Raw genomic sequence first — 23960 nt, 5'->3', positions numbered from 1 at the left:
TTTTCTTATACTCATCTTGTGTTAATGGCTTAGAATCACTTGCGTTGATAGGTTGGTTGAATTTAAGTTCAACATCTTCAAACTCTTGACTAGTAACCAATCTTGATGATGATTTCGTTGATGATTTCACAATGACACTTTGTGTATTGTTTGGAACTGCGAATTGTAACTTAGCTGTATTTTTTGCTTTATCGTAAGCAGTGACCTGTGTATTTAGTTTATGGTTCTCTTGATAAACATCAAATCTATCCCAAATTGTTGGAATGTCTAATGTTAATTCAACAGTTGATGCTTTATCACCTTTTATAAATTGAGCAGGTTGTTTAATATTTGATGCATGGAAGAATGCTTCTTCGTCAGTATTTGGTTTAACGACTTTAAACTCTACTGGGTAACGCTCTTCGTTTGCGTGAGGATCTTGTAAAGATGGTTGTTTAATTGCTGCTTGTACTGAGACTTGATTTGTTGGTGCTGCTGTTGCTTTTTCTGTTTGTGGTGCTTCTTGTTTTGGTGCTGGTGTTGTTTCAACTTTCTCGATTGTCGGTTTTGAGTCTGTTTGAGATTGTGCTGTAGATGCTGCTTGTGGTTTATTTGCTTCTTTCTCTTTTGACTCAACTGTTTTTGGCGCTGAAACAGGTGTCGCGTTTGGTGTCGTCGAAGTGCCGCTATCCGTTACAGTAGTCGGTGCTGCTGCGTTTGATACGGGCGCTTCTTGTTCAGCTGCTTGTGCTTGTCCTCCTCCTAAGAAGATTACTGCACCTACAGCTATCGAAGCTGCTCCGACAGTAAATTTACGAATTGAATATTGGTACGCTTTCTGGTTGGCATGGTTCATAACTGTTCTCTCTTTGTTGTTTCTCACGTTGATAACGCTCCTAATCATTAATTTTTACACCAATAATGATAATCATTCTCATTAACAATGTATAAAGGGAGTATAGCACACCCTTAAATCAATGTCATTACTATTATTTATGTTTTTTAAAGTAGTTAAAATGACACTATTATATTTGCGTTATTATTAAATATTTATAATTCGAAGAAGTTTTGAAGCGCTTTGACATTACGCATATCAAGTGGATAGTGGTGTTTGACCTTCCCTTCATGAAATTCCGCAACATAATCTGCGCTGTTTATAATCAATTCATAGTCATGTGTAATGACCAAAATTGTATACCCTTGGCCTTTTAATTGTCGTAATTCTGTCGCAAATTCAGACATACGTTTGCCATCTAAACCACTGGTTGGTTCATCAAATACTAAAATAGGTCTACCGCTTTCTTTAGCACTCGCAATCGCCAGACGCTGCATTTCTCCGTTTGAAAGTGATAAGGGGTGTTTATCACGATGTTGTTTTAAATCAATTATATCTAACGCATGTACTAAATCAGCATCTGACATATTACGATGACTGAATCTGATTTCTTCTTCTACAGTTTCACCGAAAAGTTGAGACTCTACATTTTGAAAGACTTGATATACATCGTGCTTCCACTGTTTTTGACGTATTTTATGTGTGCCGTTCATAATCACTGCGTCTCTATTTAACTTAACTGTACCCATTAATGCTTTCGCGAATGTAGATTTCCCTGCCCCATTATGGCCGACTATCGCTGTTTTCGCACCTTTATGTAAATCAAATCGCTCAATATTTAAATCTAATGTTTCTTTTTTCTGATAGCGATATTGCCAGTTTTGTATAGGTATCACATCGTGTGATGAAGGTTCTGATCGTTTTGGTCGTAGTCGTGTTAAATCTGTCGCTCGTAAACCATGTGCTTTTAATTGTTTTAGTTCTAATTGACGAAAATCATCTTGATTCCACGCTTTAGTAATCTGACCTGATTCAATTAAGATAAAACGATCTGCCAAATCTAATAAATAATGCAGACGATGTTCCGCAATGACAATTGTCTTCCCTTGTTGCTTCCAAGATTGAATCATACGCGCTAATTTTTGAACGGCTTTGAAATCTAAATTTGAAGAAGGTTCATCCATGACAATAAGCGCTTGTCCTGCGATTTCAATACTGATACAGGCAATCATTTGTTGTTGACCACCCGACAATTCAAAGACATTACTTTCTAGTAAATCATTAATTTGATATTGATCTACTGCTCTAATAATTCGTGATTGAATTTCTTCTGGGTCTGTATAGTAATTTTCTAATTCAAAGGCAAGTTCATTTAATACATGTGTACAGAAGAATTGTGATCTAGGATTTTGAAAGATACTGCCGATTTGGTGACTTAAATCTTTGAAAGCATAGTCCTTCATGTTTTGTCCTGCGATGACAATATCTCCTGCGATTTCACCTGAGAAAAATTGAGGAATTAGCCCGTTGATTAATCTTAGTACTGTTGATTTTCCGCATCCTGATAATCCTGTTAAACAGACCACTTCGCCAGGACGAATAGTTAAATTAAAATCTTCTAATGCATTTTTATCTGAAGCACTGTAGCTGAAAGTTACATTGTTAAATTGAATCATTTGAGCCTCCCTCTTATATAACGTAATAAAATAAAACAAGTAAAATTAAGAATCCTGCGATAGTTTTGTCGGTTGCGGTCATTTTAAATACAATGAGTAACGTACGTGCAGCGTCTACAGAAAGTCCTCTTGTTAAAGAAGCGGCTGTCAACTCATTTGAAATTTTGACCACTCGATTAATTAACGGTACAATACGCATTTCGGTATAACGTATCGGATGTAGAAACGCTTGAAGTGTCGTCATACCCCGCATACGCATCGCATGTTTAATGTTTTGCGATTCTTGATAGACTACAGGAAGAAAACGAAACATGACTGCTAAAGGAATCGTCAACACATTTGGAAACTTCATTTTCTCTAATGCACGAATGAACATTTCAACTGACGTTGTTTTAAATAAGACAAATCCCATTAAAGCAGCAGGTAAAAAACGTGTAAGCAAATTGGCTATTATAAATATCAAACTATATACAACCGCATGGTAATCTCTCAATTGGAATGTTTCGATATACCATCCAGTAAAAAGAATAAAAAAGCATAATAAGCCAGCTTTATAATAATGTAGATAAAGCAGACAAAATGTAGGTATCAGAATAATTACAAGTCGTGGATAAACCGCATGACCCGTAGTAGTTCCTGTTAAAGCGATAAAGGATATCAATACCATACTTAACAATTTTATTCTTGGATCAATTTGCATTTTGATCATGAGACCATACCTGCACGTACAAAATGTTTTTTAAATAGAATTCTTGCGATGACAATTCCGATAACCGCACCGACCATACAAGTCACTATAATGATTGGTAATGTTTGTAGCGTGAATAGTTTATCTAGTAATGCTGTATATTCGTGTCCTCTTTTTTGTTCTAGATAATCGAAAAAGGATTGTCTTGCGAAGTAAAATGGAAGCAAACTGCCGAGTGACCAAAATGAAAAGACAATATAACCGATACTTAATGACAACCAATGACGATAGTTGCCTATCTTCATAATTAAATCAGCTAGAATCGGTAATGGAATACCAGTAATTAATGCGAGCCCTGGGTGACCCATAATAAACAATACTAAGCTCACTACAATACCACTGATACTTAAAGCGCCGAACTTTTGTGTTTTAGCTACCAACAACATAATAGGTACACTGCCAATAACCGCAAATAATGCAGGTAAGAAAAACATAATCACTGGCACAATCCCAGCAATACCTACAGGTGTAATTAACACAAAGAATATTGCGGTAAAGAGCCCGATGTTAATTAAATCTTTAACTTCTAATTTCTCACGTTGCATGCATGTATCTCCTCCTTAAAAATCTGTTGTTAAATTTATCGTGTGAATATAACTTAATCATAGTTTACCACCATTGATAATGATTCTCAATTACGTATTTCAATCAAAAATTACTTTTCTTTAGTAAAAGGTATATAAAACAATAAAATAGAAATAACTGCTTATCTGAGCTTTAAATTATTCAAATCCATTTAGAAATCCACATTAAACTAGCACATTCTATCCTATCAATCAGACTATTCATTTTCTACTACAATTAAAATTTCTCTATATAAACTATGTTTAGATTTAAATTTATCCTCGTACACATAGCCTAGTATACTAGCTAATTTATATATTTTAACTTTTTTGCTTTGCAAAATTAGCTTCACATCTAAAATATAAAAGGGGCTGGATTTATGTCCCAGCCCCCACTCTTTTTTTATGATATTCTAATACACTCTATAATATGCTTGGTTACCCCACCAAGCTTTTTCCGCAGATGCACGTGCTTGTTTTCCAGCAGTGGTATAGCCACTATCTGAACGATATTTGCCGATTGCTGTAGAACCATGACCATAACTATTATGTGTTTAATATGACCAAACATATGTTGATCCTATTCCATGACTCCATTTTCCACTTTCTACCCATTCGTAAGCATTTTCAATTGTAGTTGTTCCCATTCCTAGTAATAAAGTGGCAATAATTATTGTTCTAGCAACATACTTTTTCATGAAAACACCGTTTTTAAAACGTTCTCTATCTATTAAAAATAATATACAATAAAAACCCACTAACGCCAATAAATTTTCTGAATATTCTTATATTAATGAGTCTTTTCGTAATAATTATCATATTCTGAATATTCTATTGATTTAACTGTGATTTCGTGCTATGATTACGTCATTAAATCAATACGCTTTAGTTCGGTAGAGAGTGAAAGCGTTGATGGAAGTGAGGAACTATAAATGGAATACATCGAATACCAAGATAAAGTGCTTAAACGAAAAGATTTGGAACTCCGCTTTTTAAAATATTTCCAATCTCATCAGTATGAAGTGATAGATTTGCATTTTATTGAACGTTTGAATTGGCAACAGTTGACGCAAGATGATTTAGAAAGTATGGGAACGCGCAGTATTTGGAAAAATGGTCAAAATTTCTTTGCGCTTCGTAATGACTGGACAGATCAACTTCAACATTATGTCAGAACGTATGCTTTAAATTTAAAACAAGCCGTATATGCAGGCCCTATCGCAAACAATGAACATATCAGCACAAACTTAGGTATTGAAGTATTTCATCCGACTTACCAAGAAATGTTGACGAGCTTTCAGTTAATGTTGGGATTTGTTCAAAAGGAAATGAAACGAGAGGTAGATTTTGCGGTGATTGGTCATTATCAACTGTTATCGTTGTTGCTTAGTGAAGAAGAACGCACACCAAAAATCTTACAATTGATTAATGAACGTAACCTTTCTGAACTTAATCAGCAGTTGCCAAAAGGTCATAAACTTTTAGGTTTATTGAAACAACCGACTCATTTGCAACTGGATTATATTCAAAATATTATTCCTAACGATCATCCGACATACTTATCTTTATTACGATGGTCAGAAGAATTAAAACGTGCAGGCATCCAAACGATTCACTTAGATGTAACAACAATGCCACCGAAAACTTACTATATCGGCAGTTTTATGCAGCTGTTTGAAAATAGCCAGTCTGAACCGATAATGTCAGGCGGTCATTACAGTGGAACAATCGATGGTTTCGGTTTTGGGATTCAATTAGATTAGGAGGAACAAATTATGTTAACGATTGCCCTCAGCAAAGGGAGATTACTCAAAGACTTCATCGCATTTTTAGAACGCAACAACAATCCTATATGGGCAGAAGCTTTACATCAACGTGAACGTAAGCTGCAGATTACCGTAAAAGATATTAAATTCATTTTAGTTAAAGGAACAGATGTCCCTACTTATGTTGAAGAAGGTATCGCAGATTTAGGCATTACCGGCAGTGATATCTTAAGTGAAAAGCCAAATCATAATGTGAATAACTATATCGATTTACCATTCGGTCAATGCCACTTTTCTGTAGCAGCCAAACCTGGTGTGACAGATATCAATCGTGTTGCGACGACTTACGTTAATACTACACGCCAATATTTCAACCAACTCGGTCAAGATGTCAGCATCATTCCTTTATCTGGATCAGTGGAACTCGCAGCTGTCGTCAATATGGTTGATGCTATCGTGGATATCGTCCAAACAGGTACAACACTTAAATCTAACGGATTAGAAGAACGTGAACAAATTGGTAATGTAAATGCGAAATTAATTACCAACAAACATGCTTTCTTCAGTAAATCAGACGCTATTAATCAATTCATTACACAACTGGGGGTTTCTATACATGCTTAATAAAACTGAATTTTATGCGCGTTTCCAAAACGTTTCAGATATCGAACAATCATTAATCGACCAAGTCAACACAATCATTCAAAACGTCAAAAAGAATCAAGACAAAGCCTTATTTGACTATAATAAACAATTTGACGGTGTCGAACTTTCACAATTAGAAGTACCTCAAGCGGATATTGAAGCCAGCTTGACTCAAATCTCACCAGAATTACGTGAAGCTTTGACACAAAGCTTTGAAAATATCAAAGCATTCCAAGAACGTATCAAACATGAAGATGTCATTGGTGAATACACAAGTGAAATTTATAACCCGCTTGAAAGTGTCGGTATTTATGTTCCAGGCGGTAAAGCCGCTTATCCTTCAACTGTTTTAATGACTGCGACACTTGCTAAAGTTGCAGGGGTCAAAGAAATTATCGCAGTGACACCTCCACAAGCTGAAGGCATTAAACCAAGTATTCTAGCAGCTTGTAAAATTGCGGGTGTCGATCGTATTTTCCAAGTCGGCGGTGCACAAAGTATTGCGGCGTTAGCCTTTGGTACGGAAACTGTACCTAAAGTTGATAAGATCGTCGGACCAGGTAATCAGTTTGTTGCGTTAGCGAAACAATTACTTTATGGCTATGTCGGTATTGATCAAATCGCTGGACCAAGTGAGATTATGATTATCGCAGATGAAACATCTCGTCCTGAATTTATTGTTCAAGATATCTTAGCACAAGCTGAACACGATGAGCGTGCACGTACTTTCTTATTATCTACAAGTCAATCTTTATTAGAAGAAGTAGAAGCGTTATTACCAGAGGCTATCAACAATGCCCCAAGAAAAGCGATTATCGAACCAAGTGTACGAGACTTCCACTACCCTATTTTGACTGAAAGTATCGAAGATAATATAGAAATCGCAAACTATGTCGCACCTGAACATTTATCAATTCAAACAAAAGAACCTGACTATTACATCAACAAAATCAAATATGCTGGCGCAATGTTCTTAGGTTCTTATGCACCTGAAGCTTTAGGCGATTATAATGCAGGGCCAAGCCACGTCTTGCCTACTAACCAAACATCCCGCTTCACAAACGGTTTAACAGTCAATGACTTCCTCACAAGTCACTCTGTAATCCGTTATGACCAACATGCCTTCAACAACCTTGCAGAAGGCGCTATGACAATCGCCCATGAAGAAGGCTTATACCAACATGAAGCCTCAGTTAAAGTCAGAGTAGAACAGGAGGAATCATAATTGATTTATATTGATAAAAACGAAAGCCCGATTCCTGCACTTTCTAAATCAGAAATTGCAGAAGTCATTAATCATACAGATTTTCGCGTCTACCCAGAAACACAATATAATGATTTTCTTAAAGCATACGCGGATTTTTATAATTTAAATACCAATCAAGTTTTAGCTGCGAACGGATCTGATGAATGGATTCAAAAATGTATGTTAGCTCTGCCAGAAGGCCCAGTACTTACGTTAAGCCCAGATTTTGTTATGTATACCGAATTTGCGCGCCAAACTGAGCGTGACATTGAATATGTCTCATGCGACCAAGATTTCCGCTTCTCACTCGAAGCGATTTTAAACCGTATTGATGACGTTCAACCTGCTTTCTTTATCATGAGCGTGCCACATAACCCAACAGGCGAACAATATCCTTTCAATTTCTTGAAAGCTATCAGCGACAAAATGAAAGCACTTGGCGGTTACTTTGTCATTGATGAAGCTTATATTGAATTTGGCGAACCGATTGAAGTAGCGTTAGAAGATCATATCATTGTCATGAAAACATTAAGTAAAGCCTTCGCGTTAGCTGGCTTACGTATCGGTGTCGTGATTTCAACACCAAAAACGATTCAATTATTAAATCGTTTCGCACACCCGTATCCGATGAGCACTTTATCTTTAACACTAGCGGAAACATTATTTAAAGATACTAAACGCGTTATGAATCTGATCGCAGAACAACGTTACTTATGTCGTAAACTCAATGATATTTTCAAACCGTATCACAGCAATGATTTAAAAGTGATTCCATCTAAAGCAAACTTTGTCTTCACATATGGACCAAAAGCACGCAGTTTAGGTGAATACGTGATGGAACATGGTTTTAAACCACGTATTTATGATGAACCTGAATTAAATGAAGCTGTCCGTTATTCTATTGCGACAGATCAAGAACTCGATCAACTCTCACAAATCATCAAGGAATGGAGTGAACAAAATGACTTATCATAAAACACGCGCAACTAAAGAGACCTCTATAGAAGCAATGCTAGATTTCACCAATCAATCAGAAACATCGATTTCAACAGGGGTTGGCTTCTTAGACCATATGTTGACTTTGTTCAGCTTCCATAGCGGTATTGCCCTTCAGTTAAAAGTTGAGGGTGATACCTATGTTGATGATCATCACACAACAGAAGATATCGGAATTGTGTTAGGTCAATTATTATTAGAAGCTGTTCGTGATAAAACATCTTTTACACGATACGGTACTTTCTATATTCCAATGGATGAAACGTTAGCACGTGTCGTTACAGATATCAGTGGACGTCCTTTCTTATCATTTAATGCCGAATTCTCTAAAGAGAAAGTCGGTACGTTCGATACAGAACTTGTCGAAGAATTCTTTAGAGCACTTGTGATTAATGCTCGCTTGACAACACACATTGATTTAATCCGCGGCGGTAATACGCATCATGAAATTGAAGCGATTTTTAAAGCCTTTGCGCGCAGTTTAAAAATCGCACTTTCAAAAAGCGATACACAAGGTGTGCCTTCCTCTAAAGGAGTGATTGAATGATCGCGATTGTAGACTATGGTGTCGGAAATATCAAAAATGTTGAACGCGCGGTCAATCACTTAGGCTACGATGCACAACTGACAAGCGATTTTGACACAATTAAAGAAAGCTCGCATATTATCTTACCAGGTGTCGGTCATTTTAAAGATGCGATGACAGCACTCAAAGCTTCTGGCCTAGATAAGTTACTGATTGAGCTTCAAGACAAGAAACCGATGATCGGCATTTGTTTAGGTATGCAGTTGATGTTTGAACACAGTGATGAAGGCGATGTAGAGGGTTTAGGTATGATTCCTGGTCGTGTCGTGCCGATTGATACGCCATACCCTGTACCGCACTTAGGTTGGAATAATTTAGAAAGTAAACACCCTCTTTTAGATAAAGACGTTTACTTTATTCACTCTTATTACGTTCAAACACCTGCACCGATTATTGCGACAGCGGAATATGGTCTGCCGATTACCGCCATTGTCCAAAAAGATAATAAAATCGGTATCCAATTTCATCCAGAAAAAAGCGGTGATTTCGGATTAGCTATTTTAGACCAAGCATTGAAAGGCGGTTTTATTCATGATTGAAGTATGGCCAGCAATTGATTTAATCGATTCACAAAGTGTGCGTTTAACTGAAGGTGACTATGAAACGAAAGAAGCGATGGCGAGAACTGCAGAAGAAGCCGTTCAATTCTATAGTCGTTATAAATGTGTGAAACGTATCCATGTCATCGATTTAATCGCTGCGAAAACTAAACAACCTGTTGAAGCGGATTATATTGAACAACTTGTTGGTTTAACAGATTTGCCGATTGAAGTTGGCGGCGGTATCCGTTCTACTGAAACGATTGAAGATTATTTCAATAAAGGTGTCGCTTATGTAATTGTCGGAACGAAAGGTATTCAAGATACCGCATGGCTTAAAACAGCTGCTGAACAGTTTCCAAATCGTATTTACCTATCTGTAGACGCTTATGTCGACGAAATCAAAGTTAACGGATGGTTAGAAGAAACAGGATTGAACTTATTTGAATTCGTTAAGACCATTGAACACTTACCGCTTGGCGGCTTGATTTATACAGATATTTCGAAAGACGGTAAATTAGAAGGACCGAACTTCGAATTAACGAAACAACTTGCGCAAGCGACTGCCCTACCCGTCGTCGCATCTGGCGGAATCCGCAGTTCTGATGATTTGAAGCGTTTAGAAGCGGATGGTGTACATGCGGCCATCGTCGGCAAAGCTGCGAATACTGAAGCCTTTTGGGAGGGATTAGAATGATAAAAAAGCGTATCATCCCTTGTCTTGATGTCAAAGACGGTCGTGTCGTCAAAGGTGTGAAGTTTAAAGGATTGCGTGATATCGGAGACCCTGTAGAAATGGCAGCGTACTATAACCAAGAACTTGCAGACGAACTTGTTTTCTTAGATATTTCACGTACTGAAAGTGGTCATCAAATGATGTTAGATATTATCGAAGAGACTGCTTCTAAACTGTTTATCCCACTAACCATCGGCGGCGGTATCAATTCTGTTGAAGATATCTCTATCTTGTTAAAACATGGTGCAGATAAAGTTTCATTAAACTCTAGCGCATTAAGAAATCCAGAATTAATTGCGGAGGCAAGTCAGAAATTCGGTACGCAATGTATTTGCGTCGCAATTGATGCGAAATGGGAAGAAGATAAACAAGATTGGTTCTGTTATACACATGGCGGTAAGCAACGCACAGATAAACGCACTTTAGACTGGGTTAAAGAAGTCGAAGCATTAGGTGCTGGTGAATTGCTTGTGACTAGTATGGATTACGATGGTGTCAAACAAGGTTTTGATCACCGCTTATTATCATTAATCAATGACCGTGTATCTATTCCGATTATCGCTTCAGGCGGTGGCGGCAATGCGCAACACTTTGCGGATTTATTTAAGGAAACTGATGTTTCAGCCGGCCTCGCTGCCAGCATTTTCCATGATAAAGAAACAACCGTCGGCGCTGTGAAAGCATTTCTAAAAGAAGAAGGAGTTGAAGTCAGATGGCAATAACACCAGACTTTTCAAAAGGATTAGTACCCGCAATCTTACAACACTATCAAACTAAACAAGTGTTAATGCTGGGATATATGAATGAAGAAGCATATCAAAAAACTTTAGAAGATAAAGTGTGTTGGTTTTATTCTCGAAGCAAAGAACGCCTATGGAAAAAAGGCGAGTCTTCTCACAACTACCAACATGTCGTTGATCTTAAATTAGATTGTGATCAAGATACAATATTAGTCTTCGTCAATCCAGATGGTCCAACTTGTCATACAGGTTCAACGAGTTGTTTCAATACAGAAACACCTTTCTTTATCGATAGTTTAGAAGACATTGTGCAATCACGCGCAAACAGCGATGATGACAAATCATATACACATTACTTATTGAATGAAGGTATTGAGAAAATCACGAAGAAATTCGGTGAAGAAGCATTTGAAGTTGTGATTGCTGCTATGAAGAATGACCAAAAAGAATTAGCTAATGAGACAGCTGACGTCTTATATCACCTCTTTGTGTTACTCCACGCTTGTGGTGTAACTGTAGATGATGTGAAACAAGTTCTACAAAGCAGACATCAAAAAAGCGGTAATTTCAAAGGTGAACGTAAATCTGTTCAAGACTGGTAAAAATTGTTTTAAATAAGCATATAAAAAGCATGCGTTTGAGCTCAATCCAGAGCTTCAAACGCATGTTTTATTTTTTGTAGCTATTTCTATGTTTAATGATGTTGAAAGTGATTTAAATTTCTACTAGGTTACTTTTTAACCAATTTGTACTTTTTCTTTTGGATAGTGATACAAGACAGGCTCTTTTCTGCCGCCAATCATTAAGATGAAGGAGATTAATCCAACCCGTCCGATAAACATCAAGACCATCAAGACCACTTTGGTGATATCTGTACCATCACTCGAGAGACCTAGCGATAACCCACAGGTTCCGAATGCGGACATGACTTCGAAGAAGACTTGAAGAATAGACATTTTACTGCCTTCTACTGCTTGAATAATCACAATTGATGTTAGTGATAAGATTGTTGCAACACTAAACACCATAAAGGTCTTTTGGATATCTGACGGTAAGATTTCTCTATTAAAGACTTTGATGGTAATACGTTCTGAATCCGTACGGAAATTTAAAATAAAGAGAATCAGAATCGCAAATGTCGTTGTTCGAATGCCCCCACCTACTGAACTTGGTGAAGATCCGATAAACATCAATGTCCCCATCAATGAGTTGGTCGCATCTGTAAATTGTGAGATGTCTACTGTCTGTAATCCGGCACTTCTGGTTGTAGTCGATTGGAACATGGCATAAAAGAGTGCTTTATGCCAACTGACGTCTTTCAACGTGTTGCCCATCTCTAAGATTAAAATCATCACTGTTCCGAATAAGAATAATGCGAAATACGTAATCGTTGTGATTTTCGCGAATAATGAGAAGCGGAAGTTCGGATTTCTATTACTGATATACGCTTTAATTTCTAATAGTACCGGGAACCCGATAGAACCCAGTGTAATCAAGAACATCACAATCGCTTGTACGAAATAATCATTCGCATAAGGAATCAATGAATTCCCTGTAATATCGAGTCCTGCGTTAGTTGTAGAGGCCACTGAAACGAAGAAGCCCTGCATTAACGCATATTGGATATCTGCGGTATCTCTATAGAAATAAAAGGCTAGTAATAGCGCACCGACAAGTTCAATCAATAAGACGGCTCTGACAATTTCAATAATCAATTGAACCGCACCGCTCATCGTATGGCGGTTATTATCTAACATAATCATCTGACGTTCACGTAAGCCGATATGTTTACCTAAAATGAGCCATAACACCGTACCTAATGTCATGACGCCGACACCGCCGATATTTAAAATAATCATAATGACAATTTGTCCGAAAGTCGAATATGTATCGGCAATCGTCACAGGTGTCAATCCAGTCACACTGATCCCTGATACAGCCACAAATAATGTATCAATGGGATCCACGTGCACACCAGGCTTATGCACGCCAGGTAAATTTAACATCAAAAATGCTGCGATAATCGCAATCAAATAGAATAAGACAATACCTTGTTGAGGACTGGATCTTTTAAATAACTGGTTAAAAATGGACAACTGTTTTCACCTCAACACTACTTCAATTTAATCGTTATACTTTTTAGTTTACCATTTCGATATATTTTTGCAGATAATGGTTTCAAATCTGCTTGGTGTTCAAAGACAATCTGTCTATATCTTAAATTATCTTCAATTTTTTTACCATCTAATTCTACAATAATATCCCCTGTTTTTAAACCTGCTTTTTCACCTGGTGAGTTTTGATTTACTTCTCTGACTACAGTACCTTGTTGTAAATCTTTAGGAACTTTGAATTGATCACGTTCTTGATCTGATAAATCAGCGACATTCGATAAAGCAACACCTGTATTCGGATAATCAATTTTACCTTTATCTTCTAATTGTTTTGCGAGTGTCACAGCTTTATTGACTGGAATCGCAAAGGCCATGCCTTCTACTGCCGGCATATCAATTTTTAAAGAGACGATACCGACTAATTTACCGTTTTGATCAACTACTGCACCGCCTGAGTTACCAGGGTTGACAGGCGCATCAATTTGAAAGGCTTTTGTCAGTACATCATAGTGGTTGTCTTTATCGATATCTACAGGTACATTACGATTTAAACCTGAAACGACACCATTTGAAATACTGCCTTTAAAGTCAGCTCCTAACGGATTTCCTACTGTAATAACAGGTTCTGCTAATTGAAGCTGTTTAGAATCGCCAATACGTATAGCTTTAACATCACTATCTTTTTCAACGTTTGCTTTCACAACTGCTACATCTGAATATTTATCTTTACCGATGACTTTCCCTGTTGTTTCTTTGTTGTCATCGTATAAAATACGTTGTGTTTTTTTATCGCCGACTACATGACTATTCGTCAATATAAAAATGGAGTCGTCTACTTTTTTGTAGACGACACCTGAACCAATTTCATTATCAGAATTTGCGGTTTCTTTATCAATTGAGCTTTTATTTTTTGTTTTGTTCTCAACTGTTACGACTGAATGAATCGAACTTTTTGCTGCTTTCATCATAGCTGTCTCTTGTTTATCGCCACTGCCATCAAACGTTGCGACATCACCGGCACTTCCATTATCACTTCTTAGATTATGGAATATCGCAAAGAGTAATAGCAATAAAATAATTACGCCGACCGCAATTGCGATTTTAGCCCAATGTTTTTCAAAGAATGCTTTGGCCTGATTGCTTTGTGTACTGCGTTTTGCAGGTTCGCCATCTTTATGAGGCGGTGTGGTTTCTGATTCTGTCTCTGCTGGTTCTTCTGATGTTGCGGGCTCATGAATTTTTGTGTCATCGTCTACTGTGACTGATGAAACATTTGAAACAGCTTTTTCATTCTTCACTGTTTCTTTTTTCGCACCTGCAGTGGATGTTGATGGCTGTTCTTTATGTAAGGATTCATCTTTTGATGATGTTTCTGCCTTCGGTGTCTTTGTTTGTTCATTTTCTACTTCAGGCTCACGTTTACCTTGCGCAATTTCTTGTTGATGTTGAATTTCTTCTTGTGTCAATTTTTCAATACGTGCTTTTCTTAAGTTGTCTTTCACACGTTCTTCATTGTTTTTAGCTTGCATTGCTGCTTTTTCTTTTTCTTGTGCTTGTTGCTCTTTTTCTTGTTCAACACGTTGTTCTCGTTCTTCATTATGGAAAAACTCTCGACGTTTTCGTTTATAATGACTTTTCGGTATAACTTGTTTTTCATCTGGTTGACGCTTTCCATTATCTTCTGCCATCATAACGCCCTCCTCTACTACAATCTTTCTTATCTATTATGACACAATCTATTGTAAATTTCTTGTAAACTTAGTGCTTTCACTAAAAATTTTAGAAGATTTTTTCTTCTACTTCAATCTGAAGGTAAAACAAAAACCGTCTATCTTTTGAATCAATAAAGATAAACGGTTTGTCATTGCATATTGTATTATGAATTTGATTGTTCTTTTGCCTTCTTTTTGTTGTGGCGTAAAGATGATAACCAACCAAAGATAACAAGTCCAATCATGACACCCCAGAAAATGATTTGCCACAATGTTGAATGTGGGAAATGTTCTGGAATTAAATGAACTTGTGGATGTGCAAGAACAAGTACCACTAACTTGATACCAACCCATCCGACAATCGCAAAGGCTGCACCTTCAAGACCAGGATATTTATTTAATAGTTCTACGAACCATGTTGCCGCAAAACGCATTAAGATAACACCGATCATACCACCCATGAACATTACTGCGAATTGACCTAAGTCCATACCGCCGAAATGAATACCAACTGGTTTCAACGTGAAGGCAATGGCCATTGCTGCAAGCATTGAGTCAATCGCAAAGGCAATATCCGCAAATTCGACTTTCGCAACAGTACTCCAAAAGGCTTTCGGGCTGACTTTCTTTTCAGTTCCGCGCTCATCATAGTGATGATCATCACCTTCTGGTTGTTCAGGTCCATGACCTTTGGATTTGTAGAATTGATATAAATTCCGTCCTGACATATATAGTAAATAAACGGCACCAGCTGCTTGGATAAACCAGAAGTTTACTAAGTAACTGATTAGGAATAATGATAAGAATCTAAAGATAAAGGCTCCTAATAAGCCGTAAAATAATGCTTTCTTTCTTTGCTCAGGCGGTAAATGTCTTACCATTACTGCCATAACCACTGCGTTATCCGCAGCAAGTAATCCTTCTAAAAATACGAGTACGAGCAATACCCATCCGTAGGATAAAATTAAACTCGGATCCATTCAATGACCACTCCTTCAAAATAATTCAATCGTCTGGCTAAAAAACGTGGACAAAATAAAAGAGACCTATGCTAAATAAATAGCAAAGGTCTCACTTGAATCCATAGCTGTTTGTACGGACTCCATTTTACCGGAAATGTCTATGCATTTCGTAATGACGATAAGAATGTTGAAGCGGAATTGAATCCAACTTCGTAAGTTACTCCCCTCTGACATGACTGTCATAGGTATTCATTTATTTAAAATAATTATACCCCATTGGATACCTATAATAAACTATAAAGTTTAATTTCAGGGAATTTTTCTTCAAACCAACGCGTCGCAAATTCATTTTCAAACAAGAATACTTTTTGTTCATAGCGGTCTTGTACTAAGATAGAACGCGCTGTACTCATCTTATCTTGGATATCTTCTTCATTTTCAACCCAACGTGCAATTTTGCGGCCAACGGGTTCCATAATCACATCGACATTATATTCATTATTCATACGGTGTTCGAAAACTTCGAATTGCAGTTGACCTACAGCACCTAAAATAATTTGGTTGGTATGCAATGTTTTGTAGTATTGGATGGCACCTTCTTGTACCAATTGTTCAATACCTTTATGGAAGTGTTTTTGCTTCATTACGTTTTTCGGTGATACTTTCATAAAGAGTTCAGGTGTGAATTGTGGCAAATCTTCAAAACTGAATTTTTGGTTGCCACCGACTAATGTATCGCCGATTTGGTAATTACCTGTATCATATAAACCGATAATATCTCCTGCAACTGCATGGTTGATTGTTTCTTTATCATCCGCCATAAATGATGTTGAACGTGTTACTTTTTGTTTTTTATTTGTACGTTGTAGTTTCACGTCCATACCACGCTCAAATGCGCCGCTGACAATACGCATAAATGCGATTCTGTCACGGTGTTTAGGGTCCATGTTAGCTTGGATTTTAAAGATAAATCCTGAGAAGTCAGGCGCAAATGGACTTACTTCTTCTTCGTCTTTTGTTAAACGGCCATTAGGCATCGGTGCATGGTCTACATAAGCATTTAAGAAGCTTTGTACACCGAAGTTTGCTAATGCTGAACCGAAGAATACAGGTGTTAATTCACCTGCTAACATCATTTCGTTATCGAATTCTTCGCCCGCTTCTTCCACCAACATAAACTCTTCAATTGCTTGTGCGAAAGTACTATCGTTTGTAATTGGATGTTCTTCTTCAATTTCATAGTCTTCATTGATATGCAATAAGTGTTCTTCATCTCTGAATGGTTCAATCGTACGATCTTCACGATCGATAATACCGAAGAAGTTTTGACCCATACCTACAGGCCAGTTCATCGGATACGTTTTAATATTCAAAGTTTCTTCAATTTCATCTAACAACTCGAAAGGTTCTTTACCAACACGATCCAGTTTGTTGATGAAAGTGAAGATAGGAATACCACGCATTTTACATACTTTGAAGAGTTTTAATGTTTGAGGCTCAATCCCTTTGGCACAGTCAATTACCATCACAGCACTATCGACTGCCATTAACGTACGATACGTATCTTCAGAGAAGTCTTCATGCCCCGGTGTATCTAAAATATTAATATTAAAATCATCATAGTTGAACTGCATCACAGAACTTGTTACTGAGATACCACGTTCTTGTTCCACTTTCATCCAGTCACTTGTTGCGAATTTCCCAGATTTCTTCCCTTTAACCGTCCCTGCTTCACGAATGGCACCGCCAAATAACAGTAGTTTTTCAGTTAAAGTGGTTTTCCCGGCATCCGGGTGAGAAATAATCGCAAAGGTTTTTCTGGATTCAATTTCATCCTTTATACTCATCTTTCGTCTCCTTTATCAAATAGAATTAAAGTCAGTTCGTGCGCTAAGCTTTCCGCTTCAGCTTCATCCATTAAGTTAAATAGTTCCATTACTAAGTCTTCTTCTACATCTTCTGCTGACTCCTTTTTATCTATCAACGCAGACCAACTCATATCAGGAACCGCAATGAGCTGGTTCTGCATTGTTTCATCTGTATAACTATAGACGATTGCACCTTCTATCGTTTGAAGTGTCCTAATCTTCAGAAGGGCCACCTCCAAATTTCTTGTAAGCCGCTTCTAAACCAATCAAATCATCACGATGTGGTACTTTAACATGACCTGGCATAATTTGATAAGGCTCACGTCCTTTTGAAGCTAATACAACAGTATCGCCTGGTTCTGCAACTTCAATCGCATGACGAATTCCTTCAGCACGATCCGTAAACTCTACATAATTGTCATGTGTCGCACCTTTAGCTAATTCATGTGTTAACATTTTCGGATCATCATTCGCTGGATTATCCGGCGTAAAGATAACATAATCTGCACGACTTGCTTGTCTGCCCATTTCTGGTGTTTTCGTTAAATCGCGTTCTCCTGCCATACCGACAAGTAAAATGAATTTTTGTTTCACAAACGGTTTAACTGCATCAATCAGTTTTTCAATACCATCTGTCGTATGGGCATAATCAATGATTAAATCAATTGGTAATGAACGATCTAACACTTCTAAACGGCCTTCAACCGGTTCTAATTGGCTGACTACGTCCACGATGTCTTGCATTGGTGTACCTTTACTCCAAACTGCAGTCATCGCTGCCATAATATTTGAAATGTTGAATTGACCGACATAAGGTGAATCCACGTGGAATGTACCGTCTGGTGTCACAAAATCAAATGAAGCACCTGTTAATGATTCTTTGATATTTTCAGCTTGGAATTGTGCTTTATTATGAATACCATACGTAAATACCTCGTATGGTGTTACGGTTTTCAAGTATTCTGAGAATGCATCATCTTGGTTGACGATTGCATATTTTTCTTTACTTAAATCCTCACCTAATTGGCTGAATAAGAGTGACTTCGCGTGACCATATGCTTCCATAGTGCCATGAAAGTCTAAATGGTCTTGTGTTAAGTTTGAAAAAACAGCAACATCAAATTCAACACCGCTTAAACGACCTAAAGCTAAACCATGACTTGATACTTCTAATGTCATGGCTTCAGCACCCGCATCTACTGCTTCATGTACTTTCTTCGTCAATGTCACAGTTTCTGGTGTTGTATTTTCACCTTTTGTGACTGTTTCATTGATTTGGAACCCATTAGTGCCTAAGTAAGCACTGCCTTTTCCTAATTTACGATGAATTAGGTGAATCATCGTTGCAATAGATGTTTTACCATTCGTACCAGTCACACCATACGTTACCAATTTTTCGCTCGGATATTGATATAATTTATGTACAATCAAACTTGCGACACGTCTTGTATTCGGCACAATCACTTGTGTCACATCGCCTGTTAATTGTTGTTCACGTTCTACTACAATCACTTTGCAGCCTTGTTCAACTACATTTTGGCAAAATTTATGGCTGTCTACTGTATAGCCTTTTGAAGCTACAAAGATACTGCCTGCTTTTGCAGTACGAGAATCTGTTGTTACATCATCTACTTCTCTATCTAAACTGCCAAGTACTTGTTTCGATTTTATCTTTTCGAACAATTCGTTCGCTTTCACATCGATCGCCCCTTCTTTTCCAATACTACTATATTATACATTTTTTCTTTAGAAATCTAGATGCGTGAGTTCATTTTCTATTGTACATTTTTCTACGTTATTAATATATCGATTACGCTGTCAATTACATATTAAATTCAAATACTTCCTATATAAGAGAAGCACAATTTACAAATCACTAATCTCTTTTTCATTGAACCAAATGTTAAGAAAGTATGAAAATATTTTTATACTCTGTGAATAAGTGTTATAATTCAGTGATGTTAGCGTCAATATTATTTAATCTGGCTGCAACATACGTTACACTGTAGACAAAGCAATATATTCTATATATTAGCTTCACATAGACAACATTAAATCTACTAACTGGAGGGTGGCTGGTTTCATGGTTACTCAAAATAAGAAGATATTGATAATTACAGGTTCTTTCGGGAACGGCCATTTGCAAGTGACGAACAGCGTTGTGAATCAATTAAATGAAATGAATCTTAAACACTTATCTGTGATTGAACATGATTTATTTTTAGAAGCACATCCCATCTTAACATCCATTTGCAAAAAGTATTATATCAATAGTTTTAAATATTTCAGAAATTCATACAAACGTTTTTACTATAGCCGCCCAAAAGACATTGATAAATGTTTTTACAAATACTACGGTTTAAACAAATTGATCAATTTGTTGATTAAAGAAAAACCTGATTTGATTTTACTGACATTCCCAACGCCGGTCATGTCTGTTTTAACAGAACAATTTAATATGAATATCCCGATTGCGACGGTAATGACAGATTATCGCTTACATAAAAACTGGGTAACGCCCCACTCTTCACGTTACTATGTCGCTACAGAAGACTTAAAACAAGAATTTAAAGATATCGGCGTACCACAAGATATTATAAAAGTTACAGGTATTCCAATTTCTTCACAATTTGAAGAAGACATTGATAAAGACGCTTGGATGCGTCAAAATCGCTTAGATCCTAACCGTCCTACTATTTTAATGTCTGCGGGTGCATTTGGTGTATCTAAAGGCTTTGAATCAATGATTGCCGATATTTTAGAACGTACGCCAGAGACACAAGTTGTAATGGTATGCGGACGCAATAAAGAATTAAAACGTAATTTAAAGCATCAATTTAAAGGCAATCATAATGTGTTGATTTTAGGTTATACACATCATATGAACGAATGGATGGCAGCCTCTAACCTTATGATTACTAAGCCTGGCGGTATTACGATATCAGAAGCGCTTGCACGTAAAGTGCCGATGATTTTCTTAGATCCAGCACCAGGTCAAGAGTTAGAAAATGCACTTTACTTTGAGTCTAAAGGTATGGGTAAAGTGGCGGACACAACAGAAGAAGCAATTGCTTTAATTACAGATTTAACACAAGATGAAAAAGAACTAGATACAATGGTTGCTCGTATGCAAGACTTAAAAGTCAAATACCCTACCTATAAATTATGCCGAGACTTACTTCATCTCTTAGATGAATCTTCACAAACAGAAGAAATTTATGGAAAGGTACCATTATATGCAAAGCTCTTCCTCAAGTAAATACAACGCAAACTATAAACGTAATTTCATAATTATGTTGTTTATATTGTTCTTTATGGAATTCGCACGAGGCATGTTTGTCTTAGGTTACCTTCCCTTCTTACCTACTGTTTCTTCAGTAGCTGTCGGTGTAACCTCAGCTGCAGTTTCCATTCATTATATTTCTGATGCCGCAACAAACTTTGTTGTCGGCTTCTTATTAAAACGATTCGGTGCGAAACCAGTATTGACACTCGGCTTTTTACTGGCTTTCGGCAGTTTGTTTTTAGTGATTTGGTTCCCTTATAATGCCATTATTTTAATTATGAGTTCCATCTTACTAGGTGTCGCTTCAAGCCCAATTTGGGTCATTATGCTATCTAGTGTACGTGATGAATCTCGTGGTAAACAAATGGGCCATGTTTATTTCGCATGGCTATTTGGTTTATTAGCAGGTATGATTGGCATGCTGCTAATTGTTAAAGTGCATCCAACACACTTTACGTTCTTAATGGCACTCGTTGTGTTAGTAGCTTGGATACTTTATTACTTTGTTAAAATCCGTCTCACTAACTACAAAACACGTCGTTTAAAAGAACAACTTGCGCAAATTAAACGTGTGGCACATTCAAATGGTGTCCTATTTCCAGGTATTATCTTACAAGGTGCTTCAATCAGTGCACTTGTACCGATTTTACCCACTTACGCAACAAAAGTGGTAAAAGTTAGTATGGTTGAATATACGGCAGCTTTGATTATTGGTGGTGTCGGTTGCGCTATATCCATGCTATTCTTATCAAAAATCATCGATCATCATGGTAATAAATTTATGTTCAGTGCGATTTTTACAGGCTTTGTATTATATACACTTGCCATATTTAGTCTTTCACTCATTACACAGATCTACCTTGTGTGGGGTGTCGCACTGTTTATTGGTTTAATGTATGGCTTTTTATTACCAGCTTGGAATACGTTCATGGCTAAGTTCATTAAGCAAGATGAACAAGAAGAAACTTGGGGTGTCTTTAACAGCATCCAAGGCGTCGGTGCTATGATTGGTCCACTTATCGGTGGAATGCTTTATCAATTTACGAATAACTTGAATATGACGTTCTACTTCTCAGGAGGCGTCTTCGTCTTCTTAGCCATTTTCTATGGGATTTATTTCCTGCGTATTCAAAAACAACAACCAACAAAATAATGTAAGTTGTCATAAAAAGGCAGCCGGTTCAGACATAGAATCGGCTGCCTTTTTGTATATGTATTTAAAAGTAAGAGGTTAAGACATTGAAAATAGATAGTAACATCTACACTATCGAGCCCTCAATATCACAATGTCTCAGCCCCGTACTTTTTATCACTGAAATGCTGTGAGATCTTTCATACACTTCATAGCTTATTTGAAACTGAATGTGTCGATTGTTTCCCATTTGTCAGCTTCATTATTATATTTCAATAATGTCAACTCACTAATTGTTTCTTCGTAATCAATACCAGCCAGTTTAACTTGTCCAAAGATATCTTCGAATTCTTGGCTTGTTAAACCTTGAGCAATTGTAAAATGCGGAACAAATGAATGTTCTGGTTGGCCGTAAAAATCACCATTATTGAAGCGATTATCTAATTCTTCTAATTCAGGTGTTTTTTCAACTTTAAAATAAATCACATTATTTACAGGTGCGAAATTTGATGCTTTCGTTGCATGAATGTGAAGTGGCGCAATGCCTTCGATACGTGATTGAATATCTTCTTTCACACTGTCAAAATCATTATCTTCAACCTCAAATGAATCTTTGATTGTAATATGAGGTGGGATTTGCGCATAGCGTTCATCATAACGTTTACGATATGCATCAATTTTTTCACGGAATGTTTTTGATGGAATTAATGCTAACCCTAAAATCATTTGAATTCCTCCTTAGATTGAACTATATGGCCATTATAGCAAACATTCTATGAAATCGTTACCAAAAACTGTGACTTTACAGAATTTACTGAATGGTTTACTCCGCTAAAAAGTATAAAAGTAAGGGTTCCATTAGCTTTCTCCAGTACTTCCAACGATGTCCCCCATCAAATTCTTCATAATAATGTGTGACATTAAACTTCTCTAACAAGTCTTTTAATTCACGATTTGGTGTTAAGAAATCCGCACGTTCACCTGTAGTCGGCAACGCAAAGTCAATTTCTTCTTTACCAACCGCTTGCCATATATCTAACTGATCAATAAACTGACAACGATTTGCGAGTAAATCGACGACTTCATTAAACATCGGACTGAACATACCGACTTGATTAAATAAGCGCGGATATGAAAGTGCCGTCATTAACGCGATTGAGCCTGCTAAACTATCACCTAATAACACACGTCCATTCGCCACTTTAAATGTCGGAAATGTTTTATCGATATACGGTAACAACTCTTGTCCCATTGCTTTGACAGTTAAAGGTGCACGGCTGCCATTGGGTGAAAATTCTTCTCTTCGCTTATCCACGGTTTCATAATGGAAACCAATGAAAATGGCGCGTTCTACTTGTTCATCTTCTCTTAAGCGTTCATAGACGCGGTGAATTTGTCCGAAACGAAAGAAGTCTAAACCATCAAAACAAAACACTAATTTATATTTAAATAATGGTGAATAATTTTTGGGTAAGTAGATAGATAACGTAATATCACGTTCTAAAATATCACTATGAAATTGTGTTTGAGTCACAACACCTGGTTCTAGTTCACTCACAATACTCTCTCCTTATTGTTAAATTTAACTCTAGTTTAACAATTTTTATGCGCATTGGGTAATAAGCTAGATATTAACTAGCTTCATTGTGCCATTCCGATTAATCCTATAAGTATTTATTTGTAAAGTTTAATGTTTATTTTCATTAAAAGTGTTGCACGGAACTTTTATTCAAAGTATAATTGAAAAAAATCAATGTCACTGATGCATGTCGAAACACATACAGTAGCGGAACATAATGCGCTTATTTTTTTAGGGGTAAAATGTAAGCGT

At 36.9% G+C, this 23960-nt stretch carries 23 protein-coding genes and 1 pseudogene; 11 read left to right on the top strand and 13 right to left on the bottom strand.

Annotation, left to right across the window (positions count from 1 at the left end):
- The 5 genes and pseudogenes from HMPREF2937_RS03310 to HMPREF2937_RS13965 all read right to left on the bottom strand — a co-directional run.
- A partial coding sequence (locus HMPREF2937_RS03310) for a YSIRK-type signal peptide-containing protein (protein WP_180364612.1) occupies positions 1–862 on the bottom strand: 862 nt, incomplete at its 3' end.
- A gap of 167 nt (positions 863–1029) precedes the next feature.
- Positions 1030–2490, bottom strand: a complete 1461-nt coding sequence (locus HMPREF2937_RS03305; protein WP_070864022.1) for an ABC transporter ATP-binding protein — start codon at positions 2488–2490, stop codon at positions 1030–1032.
- 13 nt (positions 2491–2503) lie between these two features.
- On the bottom strand, positions 2504–3199 hold the full coding sequence (locus tag HMPREF2937_RS03300; RefSeq protein ID WP_070864021.1) for an energy-coupling factor transporter transmembrane component T: 696 nt from the start codon (positions 3197–3199) through the stop codon (positions 2504–2506).
- The gene (locus HMPREF2937_RS03295; protein ID WP_070848502.1) at positions 3196–3783 is read right to left on the bottom strand and encodes an MptD family putative ECF transporter S component; all 588 of its coding nucleotides are present in this window, start codon (positions 3781–3783) and stop codon (positions 3196–3198) included. The genes HMPREF2937_RS03300 and HMPREF2937_RS03295 overlap by 4 nt, the downstream gene beginning before the upstream one ends.
- A 431-nt stretch (positions 3784–4214) precedes the next feature.
- Positions 4215–4340, bottom strand: a pseudogene (locus HMPREF2937_RS13965) (lactococcin 972 family bacteriocin); the annotation flags it as partial.
- 393 nt (positions 4341–4733) lie between these two features.
- Here HMPREF2937_RS13965 and HMPREF2937_RS03285 point away from each other — a divergent pair.
- Genes HMPREF2937_RS03285 through hisIE form a run of 9 tightly spaced genes read left to right on the top strand, consistent with a single transcriptional unit; the run spans position 4734 to position 11657 of the window.
- Entirely contained in the window at positions 4734–5564 is an 831-nt protein-coding gene (locus tag HMPREF2937_RS03285; RefSeq protein WP_023015829.1) for an ATP phosphoribosyltransferase regulatory subunit, read from the top strand.
- A 12-nt stretch (positions 5565–5576) separates the two neighbouring features.
- A complete protein-coding gene (gene hisG / locus HMPREF2937_RS03280; protein WP_002480430.1) occupies positions 5577–6191 on the top strand; it encodes an ATP phosphoribosyltransferase in 615 nt (204 codons plus the stop codon).
- Positions 6184–7437, top strand: a complete 1254-nt coding sequence (hisD, locus tag HMPREF2937_RS03275) for a histidinol dehydrogenase (RefSeq protein WP_023015828.1) — start codon at positions 6184–6186, stop codon at positions 7435–7437. The genes hisG and hisD overlap by 8 nt, the downstream gene beginning before the upstream one ends.
- On the top strand, positions 7438–8433 hold the full coding sequence (locus HMPREF2937_RS03270) for a pyridoxal phosphate-dependent aminotransferase (protein ID WP_070848500.1): 996 nt from the start codon (positions 7438–7440) through the stop codon (positions 8431–8433).
- Entirely contained in the window at positions 8420–9001 is a 582-nt protein-coding gene (gene hisB / locus HMPREF2937_RS03265) for an imidazoleglycerol-phosphate dehydratase HisB (protein WP_070864020.1), read from the top strand. Before HMPREF2937_RS03270 ends, hisB begins: the two co-directional genes overlap by 14 nt.
- Positions 8998–9579 carry an imidazole glycerol phosphate synthase subunit HisH gene (gene hisH / locus HMPREF2937_RS03260; RefSeq protein ID WP_002480426.1) on the top strand — a complete coding sequence of 194 codons (582 nt, stop codon included), beginning with the start codon at positions 8998–9000 and terminating at the stop codon, positions 9577–9579. Before hisB ends, hisH begins: the two co-directional genes overlap by 4 nt.
- Positions 9572–10276: a 1-(5-phosphoribosyl)-5-((5-phosphoribosylamino)methylideneamino)imidazole-4-carboxamide isomerase gene (gene hisA / locus HMPREF2937_RS03255; protein WP_002480425.1), complete on the top strand. Its 705-nt coding sequence runs from the start codon at positions 9572–9574 to the stop codon at positions 10274–10276. The genes hisH and hisA overlap by 8 nt, the downstream gene beginning before the upstream one ends.
- Positions 10273–11037, top strand: a complete 765-nt coding sequence (hisF, locus tag HMPREF2937_RS03250) for an imidazole glycerol phosphate synthase subunit HisF (protein WP_070848499.1) — start codon at positions 10273–10275, stop codon at positions 11035–11037. The genes hisA and hisF overlap by 4 nt, the downstream gene beginning before the upstream one ends.
- A complete protein-coding gene (gene hisIE / locus HMPREF2937_RS03245; RefSeq protein WP_057510971.1) occupies positions 11028–11657 on the top strand; it encodes a bifunctional phosphoribosyl-AMP cyclohydrolase/phosphoribosyl-ATP diphosphatase HisIE in 630 nt (209 codons plus the stop codon). The genes hisF and hisIE overlap by 10 nt, the downstream gene beginning before the upstream one ends.
- 135 nt (positions 11658–11792) lie before the next feature.
- On the opposite strand, the gene HMPREF2937_RS03240 is transcribed toward hisIE, so the two are convergent.
- The 6 genes from HMPREF2937_RS03240 to HMPREF2937_RS03215 all read right to left on the bottom strand — a co-directional run bounded on the left by HMPREF2937_RS03240 (position 11793) and on the right by HMPREF2937_RS03215 (position 19409).
- On the bottom strand, positions 11793–13151 hold the full coding sequence (locus HMPREF2937_RS03240; RefSeq protein WP_070864019.1) for a TrkH family potassium uptake protein: 1359 nt from the start codon (positions 13149–13151) through the stop codon (positions 11793–11795).
- 17 nt (positions 13152–13168) lie between these two features.
- Positions 13169–14860, bottom strand: coding sequence for a S1C family serine protease (locus HMPREF2937_RS03235; protein ID WP_083326909.1), 1692 nt, complete (start codon positions 14858–14860; stop codon positions 13169–13171).
- 185 nt (positions 14861–15045) lie between these two features.
- Entirely contained in the window at positions 15046–15861 is an 816-nt protein-coding gene (locus tag HMPREF2937_RS03230; protein ID WP_070864017.1) for a TerC family protein, read from the bottom strand.
- 266 nt (positions 15862–16127) lie between these two features.
- On the bottom strand, positions 16128–17690 hold the full coding sequence (locus HMPREF2937_RS03225) for a peptide chain release factor 3 (protein ID WP_057510812.1): 1563 nt from the start codon (positions 17688–17690) through the stop codon (positions 16128–16130).
- Positions 17687–17944, bottom strand: a complete 258-nt coding sequence (locus HMPREF2937_RS03220; protein WP_023015819.1) for a YueH family protein — start codon at positions 17942–17944, stop codon at positions 17687–17689. The genes HMPREF2937_RS03225 and HMPREF2937_RS03220 overlap by 4 nt, the downstream gene beginning before the upstream one ends.
- Positions 17925–19409, bottom strand: coding sequence for a UDP-N-acetylmuramoyl-L-alanyl-D-glutamate--L-lysine ligase (locus HMPREF2937_RS03215; protein WP_057510811.1), 1485 nt, complete (start codon positions 19407–19409; stop codon positions 17925–17927). The genes HMPREF2937_RS03220 and HMPREF2937_RS03215 overlap by 20 nt, the downstream gene beginning before the upstream one ends.
- A 385-nt stretch (positions 19410–19794) precedes the next feature.
- Here HMPREF2937_RS03215 and HMPREF2937_RS03210 point away from each other — a divergent pair, with 385 nt between their 5' ends.
- Both HMPREF2937_RS03210 and ltaA read left to right on the top strand, forming a co-directional pair.
- Complete coding sequence (locus tag HMPREF2937_RS03210) at positions 19795–20970, top strand: diglucosyl diacylglycerol synthase (RefSeq protein WP_057510810.1); 1176 nt, start codon at positions 19795–19797, stop codon at positions 20968–20970.
- Positions 20948–22150 (top strand): lipoteichoic acid biosynthesis MFS flippase LtaA, encoded by a 1203-nt coding sequence (ltaA, locus tag HMPREF2937_RS03205; protein ID WP_002480415.1) that lies wholly within the window; start codon positions 20948–20950, stop codon positions 22148–22150. Before HMPREF2937_RS03210 ends, ltaA begins: the two co-directional genes overlap by 23 nt.
- Positions 22151–22345: 195 nt before the next feature.
- Here the strand turns inward: ltaA and HMPREF2937_RS03200 are convergent, their stop codons facing one another.
- Positions 22346–22855: a YjcG family protein gene (locus HMPREF2937_RS03200; RefSeq protein ID WP_002480414.1), complete on the bottom strand. Its 510-nt coding sequence runs from the start codon at positions 22853–22855 to the stop codon at positions 22346–22348.
- Between the two features lie 97 nt (positions 22856–22952).
- Positions 22953–23687 carry an esterase family protein gene (locus HMPREF2937_RS03195; RefSeq protein ID WP_002480413.1) on the bottom strand — a complete coding sequence of 245 codons (735 nt, stop codon included), beginning with the start codon at positions 23685–23687 and terminating at the stop codon, positions 22953–22955.
- Between the last annotated feature and the right edge of the window lie 273 nt (positions 23688–23960).

It is taken from the genome of Staphylococcus sp. HMSC061G12 (assembly GCF_001838465.1).
Classification (GTDB): Bacteria; Bacillota; Bacilli; order Staphylococcales; family Staphylococcaceae; genus Staphylococcus; species Staphylococcus simulans.
Note: the sequence above shows the minus strand (reverse complement) of the source record. Positions and strands in the feature narration are given on the sequence as shown.

What these genes read in the sequence shown, in the direction of transcription:
- HMPREF2937_RS03305 (WP_070864022.1), bottom strand. Translation starts at nt 2,490, where the DNA reads ATGATTCAATTTAACAATGTAACTTTCAGCTACAGTGCTTCAGATAAA.
- HMPREF2937_RS03300 (WP_070864021.1), bottom strand. Translation starts at nt 3,199, where the DNA reads ATGATCAAAATGCAAATTGATCCAAGAATAAAATTGTTAAGTATGGTA.
- HMPREF2937_RS03295 (WP_070848502.1), bottom strand. Translation starts at nt 3,783, where the DNA reads ATGCAACGTGAGAAATTAGAAGTTAAAGATTTAATTAACATCGGGCTC.
- HMPREF2937_RS03285 (WP_023015829.1), top strand. Translation starts at nt 4,734, where the DNA reads ATGGAATACATCGAATACCAAGATAAAGTGCTTAAACGAAAAGATTTG.
- hisG (WP_002480430.1), top strand. Translation starts at nt 5,577, where the DNA reads ATGTTAACGATTGCCCTCAGCAAAGGGAGATTACTCAAAGACTTCATC.
- hisD (WP_023015828.1), top strand. Translation starts at nt 6,184, where the DNA reads ATGCTTAATAAAACTGAATTTTATGCGCGTTTCCAAAACGTTTCAGAT.
- hisB (WP_070864020.1), top strand. Translation starts at nt 8,420, where the DNA reads ATGACTTATCATAAAACACGCGCAACTAAAGAGACCTCTATAGAAGCA.
- hisH (WP_002480426.1), top strand. Translation starts at nt 8,998, where the DNA reads ATGATCGCGATTGTAGACTATGGTGTCGGAAATATCAAAAATGTTGAA.
- hisA (WP_002480425.1), top strand. Translation starts at nt 9,572, where the DNA reads ATGATTGAAGTATGGCCAGCAATTGATTTAATCGATTCACAAAGTGTG.
- hisF (WP_070848499.1), top strand. Translation starts at nt 10,273, where the DNA reads ATGATAAAAAAGCGTATCATCCCTTGTCTTGATGTCAAAGACGGTCGT.
- hisIE (WP_057510971.1), top strand. Translation starts at nt 11,028, where the DNA reads ATGGCAATAACACCAGACTTTTCAAAAGGATTAGTACCCGCAATCTTA.
- HMPREF2937_RS03235 (WP_083326909.1), bottom strand. Translation starts at nt 14,860, where the DNA reads ATGATGGCAGAAGATAATGGAAAGCGTCAACCAGATGAAAAACAAGTT.
- HMPREF2937_RS03230 (WP_070864017.1), bottom strand. Translation starts at nt 15,861, where the DNA reads ATGGATCCGAGTTTAATTTTATCCTACGGATGGGTATTGCTCGTACTC.
- HMPREF2937_RS03225 (WP_057510812.1), bottom strand. Translation starts at nt 17,690, where the DNA reads ATGAGTATAAAGGATGAAATTGAATCCAGAAAAACCTTTGCGATTATT.
- HMPREF2937_RS03210 (WP_057510810.1), top strand. Translation starts at nt 19,795, where the DNA reads ATGGTTACTCAAAATAAGAAGATATTGATAATTACAGGTTCTTTCGGG.
- ltaA (WP_002480415.1), top strand. Translation starts at nt 20,948, where the DNA reads ATGCAAAGCTCTTCCTCAAGTAAATACAACGCAAACTATAAACGTAAT.
- HMPREF2937_RS03200 (WP_002480414.1), bottom strand. Translation starts at nt 22,855, where the DNA reads ATGATTTTAGGGTTAGCATTAATTCCATCAAAAACATTCCGTGAAAAA.